This is a genomic window from Dyadobacter fermentans DSM 18053 (assembly GCF_000023125.1).
Classification (GTDB): domain Bacteria; phylum Bacteroidota; class Bacteroidia; order Cytophagales; family Spirosomataceae; genus Dyadobacter; species Dyadobacter fermentans.
In genome coordinates, this window is record NC_013037.1 from 5,776,971 (window position 1) to 5,792,975 (window position 16,005).

General features: G+C 50.8%; 12 protein-coding genes. 8 read left to right on the plus strand and 4 right to left on the minus strand.

The annotated features are described in order from the left end of the window. Positions 1–47: 47 nt before the first annotated feature. Positions 48–629 carry a Uma2 family endonuclease gene (locus DFER_RS23805; protein WP_015814220.1) on the plus strand — a complete coding sequence of 194 codons (582 nt, stop codon included), beginning with the start codon at positions 48–50 and terminating at the stop codon, positions 627–629. A 33-nt stretch (positions 630–662) separates the two neighbouring features. Here the strand turns inward: DFER_RS23805 and DFER_RS23810 are convergent, their stop codons facing one another. Beyond that, a complete protein-coding gene (locus DFER_RS23810; RefSeq protein WP_015814221.1) occupies positions 663–2,603 on the minus strand; it encodes an ABC-F family ATP-binding cassette domain-containing protein in 1,941 nt (646 codons plus the stop codon). A 108-nt stretch (positions 2,604–2,711) separates the two neighbouring features. Here DFER_RS23810 and DFER_RS23815 point away from each other — a divergent pair, with 108 nt between their 5' ends. From DFER_RS23815 to DFER_RS23835, 5 genes are all read left to right on the plus strand, one after another. Then, positions 2,712–3,299, plus strand: coding sequence for a precorrin-2 dehydrogenase/sirohydrochlorin ferrochelatase family protein (locus DFER_RS23815; RefSeq protein ID WP_015814222.1), 588 nt, complete (start codon positions 2,712–2,714; stop codon positions 3,297–3,299). 281 nt (positions 3,300–3,580) lie between these two features. Beyond that, the gene (locus tag DFER_RS23820; RefSeq protein ID WP_015814223.1) at positions 3,581–6,940 is read left to right on the plus strand and encodes a SusC/RagA family TonB-linked outer membrane protein; all 3,360 of its coding nucleotides are present in this window, start codon (positions 3,581–3,583) and stop codon (positions 6,938–6,940) included. A 27-nt stretch (positions 6,941–6,967) separates the two neighbouring features. After that, positions 6,968–8,440: a RagB/SusD family nutrient uptake outer membrane protein gene (locus DFER_RS23825; protein ID WP_050774773.1), complete on the plus strand. Its 1,473-nt coding sequence runs from the start codon at positions 6,968–6,970 to the stop codon at positions 8,438–8,440. Between the two features lie 15 nt (positions 8,441–8,455). Next, on the plus strand, positions 8,456–9,385 hold the full coding sequence (locus tag DFER_RS23830; RefSeq protein WP_015814225.1) for a zinc-binding metallopeptidase: 930 nt from the start codon (positions 8,456–8,458) through the stop codon (positions 9,383–9,385). A gap of 6 nt (positions 9,386–9,391) precedes the next feature. Then, on the plus strand, positions 9,392–10,696 hold the full coding sequence (locus DFER_RS23835; protein WP_015814226.1) for a DUF4302 domain-containing protein: 1,305 nt from the start codon (positions 9,392–9,394) through the stop codon (positions 10,694–10,696). Between the two features lie 15 nt (positions 10,697–10,711). Here DFER_RS23835 and DFER_RS23840 read toward each other — a convergent pair whose 3' ends face one another. Together DFER_RS23840 and DFER_RS23845 are read right to left on the minus strand one after the other, a co-directional pair. Further along, complete coding sequence (locus tag DFER_RS23840; protein ID WP_015814227.1) at positions 10,712–11,491, minus strand: glycosyltransferase family 2 protein; 780 nt, start codon at positions 11,489–11,491, stop codon at positions 10,712–10,714. Beyond that, on the minus strand, positions 11,484–12,728 hold the full coding sequence (locus DFER_RS23845) for a glycosyltransferase family 4 protein (RefSeq protein WP_015814228.1): 1,245 nt from the start codon (positions 12,726–12,728) through the stop codon (positions 11,484–11,486). Before DFER_RS23845 ends, DFER_RS23840 begins: the two co-directional genes overlap by 8 nt. A gap of 125 nt (positions 12,729–12,853) precedes the next feature. Here DFER_RS23845 and DFER_RS23850 point away from each other — a divergent pair, with 125 nt between their 5' ends. Together DFER_RS23850 and DFER_RS23855 are read left to right on the plus strand one after the other, a co-directional pair. After that, on the plus strand, positions 12,854–13,762 hold the full coding sequence (locus tag DFER_RS23850; protein WP_015814229.1) for a class I SAM-dependent methyltransferase: 909 nt from the start codon (positions 12,854–12,856) through the stop codon (positions 13,760–13,762). A 159-nt stretch (positions 13,763–13,921) separates the two neighbouring features. Beyond that, complete coding sequence (locus DFER_RS23855) at positions 13,922–15,187, plus strand: nucleotide sugar dehydrogenase (protein WP_015814230.1); 1,266 nt, start codon at positions 13,922–13,924, stop codon at positions 15,185–15,187. 6 nt (positions 15,188–15,193) lie between these two features. Here DFER_RS23855 and DFER_RS23860 read toward each other — a convergent pair whose 3' ends face one another. Beyond that, the gene (locus DFER_RS23860) at positions 15,194–16,000 is read right to left on the minus strand and encodes an FkbM family methyltransferase (protein ID WP_015814231.1); all 807 of its coding nucleotides are present in this window, start codon (positions 15,998–16,000) and stop codon (positions 15,194–15,196) included. Positions 16,001–16,005 lie beyond the last annotated feature (5 nt).

A 16,005-nucleotide genomic window follows, 5' to 3' on the forward strand; every position in this document is an offset into this window, starting at 1 on the left:
TTATAAAAGGTGATTTGAACATTATTAACTATTTTTGATTAGAAACCATGACAGCAGTAGCGATCAAAATGTACACGCAGGAAGAATATCTCGAACTGGAACGCGCCGCCGAGTACAAGAGCGAGTACTACCGCGGGGAAATTTTTGCGATGTCGGGAGCGAGCAGGTATCACAACCGGATCACGGAGAATTTGTCCATAGAAGTTGGCGGATTTCTGAAAGGGAAGCCATGCCAAAGCTTTTCCCGCGACATGCGCGTCCACATCCCTGAGAATACGCTCTATACGTATCCGGACCTGCTTATTGTCTGTGGCAAGCCGGAGTTCCTGGATAACCAAACAGACACATTGCTCAATCCATCGGTAATTATCGAAGTGCTTTCACCCAGTACGGAAGGCTATGATCAGGGAAAGAAATTTCATTTGTACCGAAGCCTCAAAACGCTTACTGAGTATGTGCTGATCGATTCTCAGGAGGAGAGAGCTGAGGTGTACCGAAAGGGAAGCGACGGTGTGTGGCGTCTGGCGTCGGAGGCGGATGATTTGGAAGGTAGCATTGAAATCGCACATATCGGGCTGACACTCAAAATGGCAGACATTTACTCCCAGGTCGACGCGCTGAGGCAATAAAAAAGGGAGCCATTGGCTCCCTGCATATTCTTTCTATTTCCCCGAAAGCTCTTCCACTTCGAGCATCAGATTTTCCCAATCCTCCGTGTTCTTTTCCAGCTTCTGCTTGATGTCCGTATAAAACCGGTTCATTTCTGCGAGTGCAACGGAGTCATTGTAAATGCCCGGCTCGGCCAGTTTTCCTTCGGTTTCCGCTTTTCTGATTTCGAGGTTGTTAATGGTCTCTTCCAGTTCCTCAATCTGCTTTCTCGCTTTTTTGAGCTTTTGTGCGTCTTCGTTGGACTGCGGTTTGGACTTGGTCTGATTGGCGGGGCCCGGCTGGCTTTTCTGCGGCGGGGCGCTGCTTACCTGCACTTTTTCGCTAACCGCCGATTGCAACCCGCGCTCTTCTACCCAAATCTCATACTCCTCATAAGTGCCCGGATATTCCTTGATCTGATGGTCTTCGATATACCAGATCTTGTTCGCAATGTTCTCCACAAAGTAGCGGTCGTGGGAAACGACAATGTAGCTTCCTTCGTACTGCTGTAACGCCTGGATCAGAATATTGACCGACTGCATATCCAAGTGGTTCGTTGGCTCATCGAGCAGGAGGAAGTTTGCTTGTGAAAGCAATACCTTAGCCAATGCAACCCGCGATTTTTCACCCCCGGAAAGCACTTTGATTTTCTTGAAAACATCATCCCCCGTGAATAGGAAACAGCCCAACACCGTTCGCAATTCGGTTTCCGTTTTTGTCGGGTTGGCGTATTTCAATTCCTCAATGAGGTTATGCGCCACATTCAGCGATTCGAGCTGGTGCTGGGCGTAGAATGTAAACGATACATTATGTCCCAACCGACGCTTACCCTCGATGGGCTCGGTGCCGGCCACAATGCGCAGCACGGTAGATTTACCGCGACCGTTCGCCCCGATGAGCGCAATCTTGTCACCTCGTTCCATGCTGATGTTCGTCGCGTCAAGGATCACCTTGTCGCCATAAGCCTTCGAGGCGTCTTCAAGCTGGAACACGTGGCGGCCCGGCTGGGTCGTAAACTGGAAGCGGAAATGCACTTTGGCATTCTCGTCAATAACCTGATCCACCACATCCATTCTATCCAATGCCTTTACGCGGCTTTGTACCTGGCGCGATTTGGTCGCTTTGGCCTTGAACCGCTCGATAAACCGCTCGGTCTGACGGATTTTGGCCTGCTGGTTTTCGTAAGCACCGCGCTGAATGTCGTTGCGGAGCGCTTTTTCTTCCAGGTAATAGGAGTAGTTTCCGGCGTAATAATTGAGTTTTCCACCCGAAACTTCCACCGTCGTGTCGATCGTATTGTCTAGGAACTGGCGGTCGTGGGAAACGACGATCACCGCGCCTTCGTAGTTCTGCGTGTATTTTTCCACCCACTGGATCGACGGAAGGTCAAGGTGGTTGGTAGGCTCATCGAGCATGAGCAGCGATGGTTTTTGTAAAAGCAGCTTCGCGAGCATCACGCGCATACGCCAGCCCCCTGAAAATTGCCGCAGCGGCAGGTTAAGGTCGGCTGTCGAGAAGCCCAAGCCTTCCAGAATGGCTTCTGCCTTTGATTGAACCGAATATCCGTCCAATGCCTCGAATTCTTCCTGCACGCGGGCGAGTTTGTCAACGAGGTCGTCGGTATAATTATGCTCCATGTCGTGCAGGATTTTATCCATTTGCACTTGGAGAACGTTCTGTCTTTCAAATGCCTGCATGGCTACCGAAAGGATCGAATCTTCGGTTTGGTAGGAGAGCAGGTCCTGGTTGAGGAAGCCGATCGTACAGTCGCCGGCCTTGGAGATCGAACCGCCGTCGGGCTGGAATTCTCCGTTGATCATCCGCAGGAGCGTCGACTTGCCGGTTCCGTTAAGCCCGATAAGCCCTATTTTTTGTTTGGGCTTGATATGAAGTGAAGCGCCGTCATACAATGCACGGTCGCCCAGAAAATAGCTGAGGTTCGTAATCGCGATCATGGTGCAAAGGTACGCCGAAAGAAGCAGATAGTAAAAGTGTGATGTTGGAATAGTTATAAAGGCGCTGAGTGCATCACAATGAAAGGGTTATTTGTGTAAATTTGATCAATGAACAATCTCTTCCCGATATTCCTGAAACTTGAAAACCTGCACACGCTCATTGTAGGCGGCGGCTACGTAGGTTTGGAAAAAATCACTGCTGTGCTGGACAATGCACCGCTCGCCCTGGTCACGCTCGTGGCGCCTGAAATCCGTGAGGAAATCAGGGACATCGCTGCGGCCAATTCTCGAATAAATCTAATTGTGCGAAGGTTTGAAGACGACGATTTGCTGGAAAAAGACCTGGTGATCGTCGCCACGAACGACAAACCGGAAAACAAGCGTATCTGGGAAACCGCACGTGCCCGGCACATGCTCGCCAACGTAGCCGATACGCCCGATATCTGCGATTTTTACCTCTCTTCGGTTGTCAGAAAAGGGAATTTGAAGGTGGCTATTTCTACCAACGGAATGTCCCCGACCTTCGCGAAACGCCTCAAAGAAGTGCTCGGCGAAGCGCTTCCCGACAATCTCGATACCGCCATGGAGCAGCTCAAAGCGGTACGAGATATGCTCAAAGGTGATTTTGCATCCAAAGTCGATGAATTAAACCGGATTACGTCGGTTTTGACGGAAAAGAAAAAAGATGCTTCGTAAGACACCTTTAATCCTGGTTTGGAACAATAAAATGTGATTACCAGGTGTTTTTAGAAGGATAATTTGTTAAAATCGCGCTGTACCCCTCCACAGTACCGGCATCCGGTGCGTAACAAATATATTCTTCCGGATTTGCGAAATTAGTAGCTGTTAAATTTTGTCACCGCTGGTGGTAGAATGTTTTCGCTTTTCGTGCGATAATACGTATTATTGAATGTAGGATTTTAAACCCGCCCCGGGCGGAACGGCAAATATTTGGAGTTAGACTTATACTTATTTATATGAATCTTTTCTATCGGATCAGTGGCCCGAGTCGGCTGGTTGTGTTGCTCCTGGGTGTCTTCTTTCTGTCCGTTTCCGCCTCTCCGTTTTCTTCTTTTGCATTTGCCGCCGATATCGACGTGCGGGGCGTGGTGAAAAGCGTGGCCGGCGAGCCGCTGATCGGTTCCACGGTGCGGGTGAAGGGCTTGCAGAAAGGCACAGTCACCAATGAGAAAGGCGAGTTTTTGTTGCAGGGTGTGAATGAAAATGCGACGCTCGTCATCACCATGATCGGTTTCCTGCCGAAAGAAGTCAAAGCCGCCCGTAACCTGACGATCGAGCTTGCCGAAGATGCCGTAGGCTTGCAGGACGTGGTCGTGACCGGTTTTCAACAAATCGACAAGGATAAATTTACCGGATCGGCTGTGACGCTGAAAACGGATGATGTGAAGATCGACGGTCTGCCCGACGTGAGCCGGATGCTCGAAGGCCGTGCCGCAGGCGTGTCGATCCAGAACGTTTCCGGCACATTCGGGGCGGCGCCCAAGATCCGTATCCGCGGGGCCACTTCGCTGAATGGCGCCAACAAGCCGCTCTGGGTAATCGACGGCGTGGTGCAGGAGGATATTGTGAACATTTCGAACGATCAGCTTTCCAGCGGCGACCCTACCACCTTGCTGGGCTCGGCCGTAGCGGGCCTCAACCCGAATGATATCGAAACATTCGACATATTAAAGGATGCCGCCGCCGCCGCATTGTACGGCGCCCGTGCGATGAACGGCGTGATCGTGATCACCACCAAAAAAGGAAAGAGCGGCAAGCCGGTGATTACCTATTCGGGAAATTTCAGCACGCAGCTCGTGCCGTCTTACCGGAACTTCAACATCATGAACTCGGCGCAGCAAATGTCGGTGCTGGGAAATTTGGAACGGGACGGTTATCTAGGTACGAATGTCCTTTCCAAGCCCGACTACGGCGTGTATGGGAAGCTTTATAATCTGATCCAGGTAGGTAACGACCAGGGCGATTTTGACCTGATGAATAACCCGGCCAAGAGACGTGAGTTTTTGTTAGGCTACGCGAAAGCCAATACCGACTGGTTCGATGTCCTTTTCAAGCAAAATTTTATTCATGAACATTCGCTGAGCGTTTCGTTTGGGACGGATAAGTCTAATTCGTACGCCTCGGTAAGTTACCTGGACGATAACGGCTGGACGATCGCGGATAAGGTTAAAAGATATACCCTCAATTTTAATAACAACTACCAGCTCTCCGACCGCCTCAGCATTGGCTTGACCACGCTGGCCTCGGTAAGGCGGCAACAGGCGCCAGGCTCTTTGAGTAGAAGAAGTAACCCGGTCGAGGGCAAGTTCGACCGCGATTTTGACATTAATCCGTTCAGTTATGCATTGAATACGAGCCGAACGCTCACTGCTTACGACCAGAATGGCAATCTTGAATTCTTTCGGAGGAACTTCGCTCCGTTCAATATAGTCTCCGAGCTGGCCAACAACCGGCTTAACCTGACATTGGCCGACATTAAATTGCAAGGCAACCTTTCCTATAAGATCACGGATAACCTGAGCTACGATTTCCTGGGCGCATTGAGGTACATCCAGACGGGCCGTGAGCACATGATCACCGAGCACAGCAATATGGCGAATGCTTATCGCGCGGCCGACAATGCTACCATTGCAGCGGCTAATAAGTATCTCTACGTCGATCCCGATGACCCGAATGCGAATCCCGTGGTGGTGTTGCCAAGCGGGGGGTTCTACAACCGCAATGAGGACCAGATGCTTTTTTACAACGTCAGGAACAACCTGCGCTACAACCAGAAGTTTGGTGAAAGGCACGAGGTCAATGCATTGGTGGGCCAGGAAGTGAAATTCACTAACCGCCAGAACTCCAATAATACCGGTTACGGGTTCCAGTACGATCAGGGCAGCACCCCATTTGTGGACTACCGCATTTTGAAACAAACCATTGAAACCAACTTCCAATACTACGGAATGCAGATGGACTATGAGCGGTTTGCAGCATTCTACGGCAGCCTTGGTTACACGCTGGACGGAAAGTATAACGTGACGGGTTACGTTCGTTACGACGGATCGAACCGCTTCGGCAAGTCGGCTATCGCGCGGTGGCTGCCTACCTACACCATTGCCGGTTCCTGGAACTTCGATCGCGAGAATTTTTTCAAAAACCTCAGTTGGCTGAGCATGGGGCGCTTGCGGTTGAGCTACGGGCTTTCGGCGGATACCGGTCCGGCGACCAATGCAGCAGTATTATTGCAAAGTATCATCACGCGCCGGCCGTATGCGGACGAGAAGGAGTCGGCGATACAGCTTGCTGCGCTGCAAAATACCCAGCTTACCTGGGAAAAATTGTACAGCGGCAACGTCGGGTTGGACGTTGGATTGTTCGCCAATCGCATCAATTTCACATTGGACGGCTACATTCGAAACAGCTTCGACCTGATCGATCAGATTAAAACTTCCGGAATCGGTGGGCAGATTTACAAGGTCGCCAACTACGCAGATATGGAGTCCTATGGTGCCGACTTTTCTGTGGATGGGGTGCTGTTGAAAACCCGCGATTGGGATTTCCGCTCCCGCATTACGTTCGGCTACTCGCACACGCTCATCACGAATGTGGATAACAGCCCGGGCATATTCGATCTCGTGAAAGCCGAAGGCGCGAATGTGCAGGGCAAGCCGGTGCGCAGCCTTTATTCGATCGATTATAATGCGCTGAACCCTAAAACAGGTGTGCCGATTTTTATCAATGAAAAAGGAGAAGTAAGCCAGGATGTGTATTTGCAGGATCAGAATATTCAGTACCTCAAATACGAAGGTCCGGTGGACCCGCCATTTACCGGTGGCTTTAATAATACATTGACTTATAAAGGATTGACGCTGAACGTATTCTTTACCTATCAGGCAGGTAATAAGATCAGGCTCAACCCGCTGTTCCGCGGCACATTCAGTGACCTCGATGCGACGCCCAAAGAGTTTTACGACCGTTGGGTAATTCCAGGCGATGAGCGTTATGGCGCCAATCCCTCGATTTCGGATCAACTGGAAATGCTATATCTGCAAGGTACTTATCCCTATAACGTCTTTAACTATTCGACCGAACGTGTTGCGAAAGGGGATTTTGTGCGGTTGAAATCGGTTTCGCTGGCGTACAAGCTGCCGTTGCAGGTGATTTCCCGCTACGGATTTTCAGCGGCAAGCATTCAGCTGTCGTCGATTAACCCGTGGCTGATTTATTCGGATAAAAAACTGAAAGGGCAAGATCCTGAGTTCTTCAATTCGGGTGGTGTGGCGCAGCCTGTGCAGAAGCAATTCACGGTGGCTTTGAAATTGACATTGTAAGGTTTGAGGATGATTATTCGGAATGATATGACTACCATCAAAAAAATAAAGACAATCGTGCTCATCCTCCCACTGCTGGCGCTGGCCGGCTGTGAAGATTTCCTTTCGAAAGAACCGGACAGCACCAGGGCAATTATCAACACGCCGAAGCAGGTGTCGCAGTTACTTACAACGGCTTATCCACAGGCTGGCTACATTGTATTTTCGGAAGGAATGAGTGATAATGTGGCCGATAAGGGCGTCGGGGAGGATGACAAGACCAACCGCGCTTCGTTCTTTTTCGAAGTGGTGGAAGCGACTGTGGATGAACAGGATTCGCCAGACCAGTACTGGGCAGAATGCTACCGCGCGATTTCCGTAGCGAATGAAGCGCTCGATATTATCAGCAAAGTGGCCGACCCCGACAAATACAATGCACAGAAAGGCGAGGCATTGCTGGCCAGGGCGTACGCGCATTTTATGCTGGTAAACTACTATTGCCAGTTTTTTGACCCGCAACAATCCAACAATAGCCCCGGCGTACCTTATGTAACGGTACCGGAGGATGTCGTGATCAAGCAATACGAGCGCGGGACGGTTGCCGGCGTGTACCAGATGATCGAAAAGGACCTGCTGGAAGGACTTCCGTTGATCAGCGACGGCTCTTATACCGTGCCGAAGTACCATTTCAATATCGCGGCTGCGAATGCATTTGCAAGCCGTTTTTATTTGGTTAAAAGAGATTATCAAAAGGTGCTGCAATATGCAAATGCGGCAATTCCCGCCAATAGTTTGGCTGAAAACCTCCGTCCTTGGAACACCACTTATTCCAGTCTTTCGCCGGAAGAGTTGTTCAGGCTCTATTCCCGTGCAAATCAGAATGCCAACTTGCTGCTCATCGAAACGTCATCGACCTATGGACGTTATGTAGCCAATTACAGATATGGCCTGACATATCCGAAATGGCAGGAGATTTCGGACAGTGAACGCATTATCACAGGAAATGCGGGATGGACTTATCCGCTTTACTATCGCGGGGAGAACAACTACTTTATTCCAAAATTGACAGAATATTTCGTTCGCGAGTCTGTTAATGCAGAGATCGGGCTTCCTTATGTGATGTTGCCTGCTTTTACGGTCGAGGAAGTACTCTTCAATAAGGTCGAAGCCAATGCATATCTCGGCAACTCTGCCGCTTCCCTGGCGGACCTGAATACTTATGTCAGTAAGCGGGTCGATAACTACGATGCGTCAGAGCATAAGGTTACCGCCGCCAGTATGCAGAGTTATTTCCGGAAAAATAACGTGAGGGACAATATTGTCGAAACCGTACTGGCCTTCAAACGCGTCGAATTTGTACAGGAAGGAATGCGCTGGTTTGACATTCAGCGTTACAAGAGAACGGTGACACACGAAGCCCGTAACGGATCAGTTATTTCGGTTCCGGCGGGGGATAATCGCAGGGTATTGCAGATTCCGCAGACAGCCGCACTTTCAGGTATAGCACAGAATCCCAGGTAAGAAAGCCATTCAACCATGAAAACGATATTCAGACATTTTACCCATTACATGATCGCCGCATTGCTGCTTGGCATGACTTCCTGCAAAGAGGAGGAGCTGGGCAATGTAGACGATATTCCCGGGCTGGGCGGCGACGTTTGGGCTGAGGGGCCGATCGATAAATGGATTCAGGATAGCCTGGTTGTTCCTTACAATATCTCCGCAAAATATAAGTGGGATCAGTTTGAGTTCGGGAATATGACCAAAAACCTGGTGCCGCCGGATGAAGCGCAAGTGGTTCCGTTGCTTAGCACAATTAAAAAAGCGTGGACAACCCCTTACGTCGAGGAGGCGGGAAAAGTGTTTTATAATAAATATTCACCCAAATTCTTCATTCTATCGGGTAGCAACGAGTACAATGTTGAATCAGGTTCTATTACGCTCGGAACGGCGGAAGGCGGCCGAAAAGTAATCCTGTACGGAGTAAATCTGTTCAAAATCAAGGGAATGGCCGGGTATGATCCGGGGCGGGACTCGTCTTTTGTGAAAGATTGGTTCCTGCATACCATCCACCACGAGTTCGGCCATATTCTGCATCAGACGGTGTTCTATCCTGTTGAATACAAAAACATTTCAAAAGCATATTACCAGGGTGGAAACTGGATCAACTGGAGTGATGCCGATGCGCGTCGCGACGGCTTTATTACCGCTTACAGCTCATCTTCCTTTGATGAGGATTTTGTGGAGATGATTGCGATGATGCTTACCGAAGGCAGGGCGGGTTTCGACAAAATCGTGAACTCGATACCGGAAGGAACGAGCCGCAGCGGCGTAACAAAGGCGCAGGCGCAGGCCGCGTTGCGGCAAAAAGAGGCTATTATTGTAGCCTATTACAAGAATACGTGGAAGATTGATTTTTACAGTCTGCAAAACAAAGTGCGGACTTCGATGAACAAATTGTTTTAATGCCAGATGAAGAAATCATATTTATACCTGTTGTTTCTAGCCACTGTTTTCTTCTCGTGTGAAAACAAAGATGATACGGTTTTTGAAGAATCGGCGGACGTGCGGCTGAACGCGGCTCTGGCTTCATACGAAAAACAACTCGTGGAGGCGCAGTATGGCTGGAATGCGGTCATTTATCCTGGCGGAGGCGGTAGCTACGGGTTTTATTTCAAATTCGACGATAAAAACCGGGTTACGATGTATTCCGATTTCTCGGACGAAGCAGCCGGCAAACCGAAAGAAAGCAGCTATCGGTTGAAGGCGATGCAAACACCTTCGCTGATATTCGATACCTATTCTTACCTGCACGTGCTGGCCGATCCTGACGATGCAGTCAATGGCGGGGTACTGGGCGAAGGCCTCAAATCCGATTTCGAATTCAGCATTTATGGCGATTCTCTGACTGAGGACCGGATGGCATTTGTGGGGCGCAAGAACCAGAGCCGTCTCGTGCTCACCAAAGCGACACAGGTGCAAGCAACCGCGTATGCTAAGGGGGATATGGCCAAAGGATTGGCTTTCAATAATATTGCCAAATACATTCCCTATTTCAAACGGGTGACGCTGGGTGCCAATACTTATGAAATTACGGTTAACCAGAGCGCCCGGACGATCATGCTTACCTGGCTGAATGGAAATGTACCCAAAACTTTCAGCACGAAATACTACTTCACGCCGACGGGTGTGGCATTCGTGTCCCCGCTGGTAAACGGCTCGCAAACGATCACGGGTTTCAGCAACATCACCTGGAATGCCAATTCGACGCAGGTCGGTTTCAGTGGCGGTGGTGCAAGCGGGGTAGTGGTGAGCGCGATAAAGCCGATATCGGTCGATCTGGCGGCGGCGAGAAGATGGTGGCAAGCGCCCGTGGAGTCTGGTGGAGACTGGCGCTCGGATAAGGGATTTCACGTGAATGGTGTGGACGATGCATTCAAGGTGAAGGACCTTAAAAAAGATAACTTGTCTTATGCATTCTACATGTACGCGCCGGCTTACAATTCCCGGTACGACGCCTTCGCTCCGATTTTCTATGACGAGGACGGCATTTACCTTGATTACGGACATGCTCCCGCAAAGCCGAACTTCACTGCCGATGGCCGGGTGATTTTCACTGAATACGGGAAATTCGGGCAAATACCGGCGGGAGGCGCGGCACAGAAATCTGCGGACATTCTGTTTGATCCAAGCGGCTTTTACCTCATCCAGACATCGGACGAAACATACGACATGGTTAGCGCCAAGGATGCGAAGGCGTGGATTACGTGGGAATAGTCGCTGAATGTGCTGCTACCAGTATTTTCCGTTCTTTTTGGCAAACCAATATCCCCGCCAGAATATGCGCAGGTGGTTGAACAGCGTCGTTATCAGCCCGAAATGCTTTCTGAGCACAATAAACCGGTCGGAAAGTGAGCGGCGATGATTTTTCACAGACAGCCCGCCCAAAAGGTACCGGCAAAGCACGAACGGCAGGAAAGTGAGCGTTTTGGCGCGTTTCAGGCATTCGATTTCCCAGTCAATATCGGCGCTGAGGTTTTGATATTCATAAAGCGGCGCAATGGCTTTGCGGGCGATAAATGCCTGATGGCACACTTTCATGCCCAATGCAAAATGCTGCCAGCGCAGGTCCGCAGGTAGGGTATGAGGCGTGAAACGGCTGCGCAGCCCCACTTCCGAGCCATCTTCACGCACCATCATGGCATCGCTGTAATACACGTCGGCACCGTTCGAAAGCGCCGGCAGGAGGTTTTGCAATGTGTATTCGTCAAAAGCCTCGTCGCCTGCATTCAGGAACCACACATACTTTCCCGAAGCGAGCTGCAAACCTTTGTTCATCGCATCATAAAGGCCATTATCTCTCTCGGAAACTACGCGGGAGACGAAATGACTGTATTTCGCTGCAATGCTGAGCGTCTGGTCGGTTGAGCCGCCGTCGATGATCAGGTATTCGAGAGCCGCTGGCTCTTGTGCATGCAGCAATGCCCTTTCAATGCTTTTCAGGGTCCGGTCGAGGTACTTTTCGGCCTGGTAGGTGACGGTGACGATCGTGAGCAGCGGGGTGTTATCCATGAAGCAGCGATTGGTAAAGTTGGGAATACTGCGCGGCTATCACTTCTTCCGAATAGTTCAGCAACACTTTCTGGCGGGCATTCTGTGAAACTGCGCCGCCGGCATTATGCTTCAAAATCCACTGAATGCCTTCCGCCAGCGAAGTCGCCGACCTGGGCACGGACACGAAGCCATTTTCCAGGTGGTCGATCATCTCGGGAATGCCGCCGGTATCAAAGCCGGCCACGGGAGTTCCGCACGCCATTGCCTCCATGATCGTGTTGGGCAGGTTATCTTCCAGCGACGGTACAATCAGCATATCAGCGGCATTGTAGGCTTGCACCATCCGCTCGGTTTCGGAGATTTTGCCCAGGAAATGCACTTTCACAGGCATATCCGCAAAGTTTTCGGGCTTGCCTTTTCCCAGTATCAGTACTTCCACATCTGCCAGGCGTGGATCGCGCACCGCCTCCCGGAAATACGTAAAACCCTTGCGCGGGTCCTGTGTATTGGCACCTGCGAAGAGCAGCAGCTTCCGGTCGGGTGGGAGGCCTAATGCGTTCCTCGCTTCGGGCTGGCTGCCCGGTTTGAAAAGTTCGGTGTCAATGCAGTTCGGGATGGCCTTTGAAGGCATTCCAGTCGTGAGTGCGGCTTTTTGCACGAGGTTATCCAGCCACCGGCTTGGCGAAATGAGCGTGAGCGGTGTATGGTTGTATAAGCGTTGTTTTTGTACAAATTGGGTAAATGCCATGTCATACTCACCCGGTTTTTTGAGATAGGGGCAGTATCGGCAATGCGAAAGGTAATGGTCGCAACCGCGGTTGTAATGGCAGCCGCCGGTGAAAGTCCACATGTCATGCAGCGTCCACACAATCGGTTTCCCCAGCGCAAACAGCTTTTCGAGGGAGCGGAGCGAAAGAAATCCGAAATTGACCCAGTGCAAATGAATGATGCTCGCTTGCTGAACGAGCGGATGTTCGCTGATATCCGCGCCGGCGGCAGCGGGAGAAAATGCGAAGCGAACGGACTTGTCTTTTTCCTGCGGGAGAAAATGCAGCCGTTCCAGCACAAAATTTCCCCACGCTTTCTTCGATTTCCAGGGGGTGTCGGCCCAGGCGCTGGTTTGCGGGCCGGGCCGGGAAATTTGCGAGACCATGAGTTGCGAATCGATCCCGGCGTTCAGCAATGCCTGGTGTAATCTTGCCGCAGCCACTCCGGCGCCACCTTCCCAATGAAAAGTACTGAGTTGTAGCACCATTTGTTCGCTGTGGTTGATTGGTCTCTTTGGGTTATGATTTCAGACGGGTAAAATTAATAGTTCTGCCTTTAAATAATTTTTATTCGATGAAACTATCTTTATCACCAAATCACTTGAACCGAGAAATGTCCAACGAAAAACGAAGCCATGAAGCGCATTCGGAATGGTTTGAATTGCAGTTTAATACCCCGGAGGCCAAAGATAAGGTCTTCGAATTGTGGGAATATGATAACCAGCACCAGACCATTGCCAACTGGATTCATGAGCGGATGCTCGCGCTGAGTGACCCGTTCGTGTCGGAGCGCAAGTCGTGGCTCACGGTAGGTGATGCATATGGTTTCGATGCCCATCATTTTTACAAAAAGGGCCTTAACGTGACGGCGACCGATATTGCCGGGACTTTCCTTCCATTATCCCGGGAGAGAGGTTTTATCGAGCAATATGCGATCGAGAATGCCGAACAGCTCTCCTTCGCCGACGGCAGTTTCGACTATGTGTTCTGCAAGGAGGCCTACCACCATTTCCCGCGCCCCTACCTGGGCGTGTACGAGATGCTGCGCGTTGCGCGCGAGGCCGTGATACTGGTGGAACCCCACGATCCGATCTCGAAAATGCCGGCATTGCTGGCGTTGCGGAACATTTTCGACCGCTTTGATACCAATGCATTGCAGAAATACTGGAAAAACAGGTATTCCTTCGAAACGGTGGGGAATTACGTATTCAAACTATCGGAGCGCGAAATGGACAAGCTGGCCAATGGAATGGGCCTCCCGGCGGTGGCTTTCAAGGGGATTAACAACAGTTACTATCACGCATCCTACGGGCGCGAAAAAGCCAACGATTCGTCGCCTGCATTCCGGAAGATCAAGCGCAAGCTCGCCTTTCATAATTTCCTGGTGAAGGCTTCGCTGATGCCCTCGCAGCTGCTTTGTGCCGTTATTTTCAAAAAACTGCCGTCCGAACAGGTTAGGAAAGCCATGGAGCGAGACGGCTTTCAAATACACCTCTTCCCTCCGAACCCGTACGCGCATTGAGGTAAGGATCTGAATGCGCCGGGATAACTGAAAGGCTATTTCAGAAGCTCTTTCGGCCGAATACGTTCATTTTTTACTTTGGTAACGCCGGCAGAGATAATTTTTTGGAAGGCTGAAATATGCCTAGTTTTATGCCCCAACATTAATAAAGTACCTTCCATGTTACCTGGATCAGACGTCAGAATCGCCGTTATCGGGCTGGGCTATGTAGGCTTGCCACTCGCAGTGGCGTTCAGCAGGCGGTATGCGGTGACGGGTTTTGATATTAATAAACGGCGCATTCAGGAGTTGAAGGACGCCTACGACACGACCAAGGAGATTTCCCGGCAGGATTTGCGCGAGGCCGCAAACCTGACGTTCTCATGGGACGAAGCCACGCTGAAAGCATGCCAGGTGTTCATCGTTACCGTGCCTACGCCCGTCGATCATTACAAAAAACCCAATCTGACCTATCTGCTCAAAGCCAGCGCGATGATCGGGCAGGTGTTGAAAAAAGGCGACCTGGTGATTTACGAATCGACCGTTTATCCCGGCTGCACGGAAGATGATTGCGTGCCGGTGCTGGAACGGGAAAGTGGTTTGAAATTCAATGAGGACTTCTTTTGCGGCTATTCCCCGGAGCGGATCAACCCGGGCGATAAGGTAAATACGTTTACGAAAATCAAAAAGGTGACGTCCGGCTCGACGCCCGAAATAGCGCGAATTGTGGACGAACTGTATGCTTCGGTGATCGAAGCGGGCACGCACCGGGCATCGAGCATCAAGGTGGCGGAGGCTTCCAAGGCAATCGAAAATGCGCAGCGCGATGTGAATATCTCGTTTGTGAATGAACTGGCGCTGATCTTCGACCGGATGAACATTGATACCACCGAAGTGCTAGAAGCGGCCGCTACCAAATGGAACTTCCTGCAATACAAGCCGGGGCTGGTCGGCGGGCATTGCATTGGCGTTGACCCCTATTATCTGGCTTACAAAGCGGAATCGCTGGGCTATTACCCGCAGGTAATTCTCTCCGGCCGGAGGGTAAATGATATGATGGGCGTATTTGTGGCCAACAAGCTGGTGAAACTGATGATCCGCAAAGGGCACAAGATCGAAGGCAGCAGGGTGCTTGTGCTGGGTATTACATTCAAGGAAAATTGTCCTGATATCCGCAACACGCGGGTGATCGATGTGTACCGCGAGCTCACCGATTTCGGAATGCAGGTGGAGGTGCACGACCCGTGGGCATCAGGCGAGCAGGTGCTGGCCGAGTACGATATTGCTTTGCTCGACAAACCCTCAGGAAGGTATGAGGCTGTGATCCTGGCCGTTGCGCATCAGGAATTCCGTTCGATAGAATTCTCCGAGTTCACCGCTGCGGACTCGGTGATATTCGACCTGAAATCGGTGTTGCCGCAGGAAATGGTCGATTCACGGCTGTGACGGCGGCTACTCCCGCCAGCCGAATATGTTCAGTTGCAGGTCCATAACATCGTTACCGCGGTAGCGATGGTTCACGAATGGTTTGAGCCGGTGCTGGTTGGTATCCACATAATAGCGAAAGCCATTTTCTTCGAAAACCTTCATAACATCCGCCAGTCCCTGCGCATTGCCCAGGTACGAGTGAAACTCCACAAAAAGGTGCTTGACATGCGAAAGCGAGCCGCGGCAATCGTTCAGCACGTCAATTTCAGCGCCTTCTATATCCATTTTGAGAAAGTCAATGCGGGCTTCTTTTTCCAGGTAATCTTTAAGCCGTATGGAATCGATTTTCCGTTTTTGGGAGGTGGAGTAAATGGAAGATGAATCGGCCGACTCGCTTCCGAACCAGATCCCGTTTTCATCCGTCCAAACTGCCTTATCCACGATTTGCACATCATGAATACCGTTTCTTTCCAGGTTTTGGCGCAGAAGCGACGCAATCGCCGGCTCGGCTTCGAAAGCCAGCAGTCGCGCTTTGGGAAACAGTTTCTTGAAATACAGAACGCTCATTCCAATATTCGCACCGCAGTCGAAAATGACCGGCTGAGACTCGTTGCTTTCAAAAAAATAGAATTCGTCGGCAAAGATTTCCTTATGCTGCCAAAGGAATGACATTGCATCAGGCACTTTCAGTTTATAGCCCCCAAATGCCACCTCGGCCAGCTGGTAGCGCGCGTGATCGCCGTATTTGAGCAACAGTGACATGAACTCCCGGTTGCGTGCGGAGCCGAGCGCATGATAAGGTTCTTTAAGCAGATAGCGAAGCCAGTACATATCGA

Excerpts from the sequence above, each read along its gene's own strand:
- DFER_RS23815 (WP_015814222.1), top strand. The coding sequence starts at position 2,712 with ATGAACAATCTCTTCCCGATATTCCTGAAACTTGAAAACCTGCACACG.
- DFER_RS23830 (WP_015814225.1), top strand. The coding sequence starts at position 8,456 with ATGAAAACGATATTCAGACATTTTACCCATTACATGATCGCCGCATTG.
- DFER_RS23850 (WP_015814229.1), top strand. The coding sequence starts at position 12,854 with ATGTCCAACGAAAAACGAAGCCATGAAGCGCATTCGGAATGGTTTGAA.
- DFER_RS23810 (WP_015814221.1), bottom strand. The coding sequence starts at position 2,603 with ATGATCGCGATTACGAACCTCAGCTATTTTCTGGGCGACCGTGCATTG.
- DFER_RS23820 (WP_015814223.1), top strand. The coding sequence starts at position 3,581 with ATGAATCTTTTCTATCGGATCAGTGGCCCGAGTCGGCTGGTTGTGTTG.
- DFER_RS23805 (WP_015814220.1), top strand. The coding sequence starts at position 48 with ATGACAGCAGTAGCGATCAAAATGTACACGCAGGAAGAATATCTCGAA.
- DFER_RS23835 (WP_015814226.1), top strand. The coding sequence starts at position 9,392 with ATGAAGAAATCATATTTATACCTGTTGTTTCTAGCCACTGTTTTCTTC.
- DFER_RS23840 (WP_015814227.1), bottom strand. The coding sequence starts at position 11,491 with ATGGATAACACCCCGCTGCTCACGATCGTCACCGTCACCTACCAGGCC.
- DFER_RS23855 (WP_015814230.1), top strand. The coding sequence starts at position 13,922 with ATGTTACCTGGATCAGACGTCAGAATCGCCGTTATCGGGCTGGGCTAT.
- DFER_RS23825 (WP_050774773.1), top strand. The coding sequence starts at position 6,968 with ATGACTACCATCAAAAAAATAAAGACAATCGTGCTCATCCTCCCACTG.
- DFER_RS23860 (WP_015814231.1), bottom strand. The coding sequence starts at position 16,000 with ATGTACTGGCTTCGCTATCTGCTTAAAGAACCTTATCATGCGCTCGGC.
- DFER_RS23845 (WP_015814228.1), bottom strand. The coding sequence starts at position 12,728 with ATGGTGCTACAACTCAGTACTTTTCATTGGGAAGGTGGCGCCGGAGTG.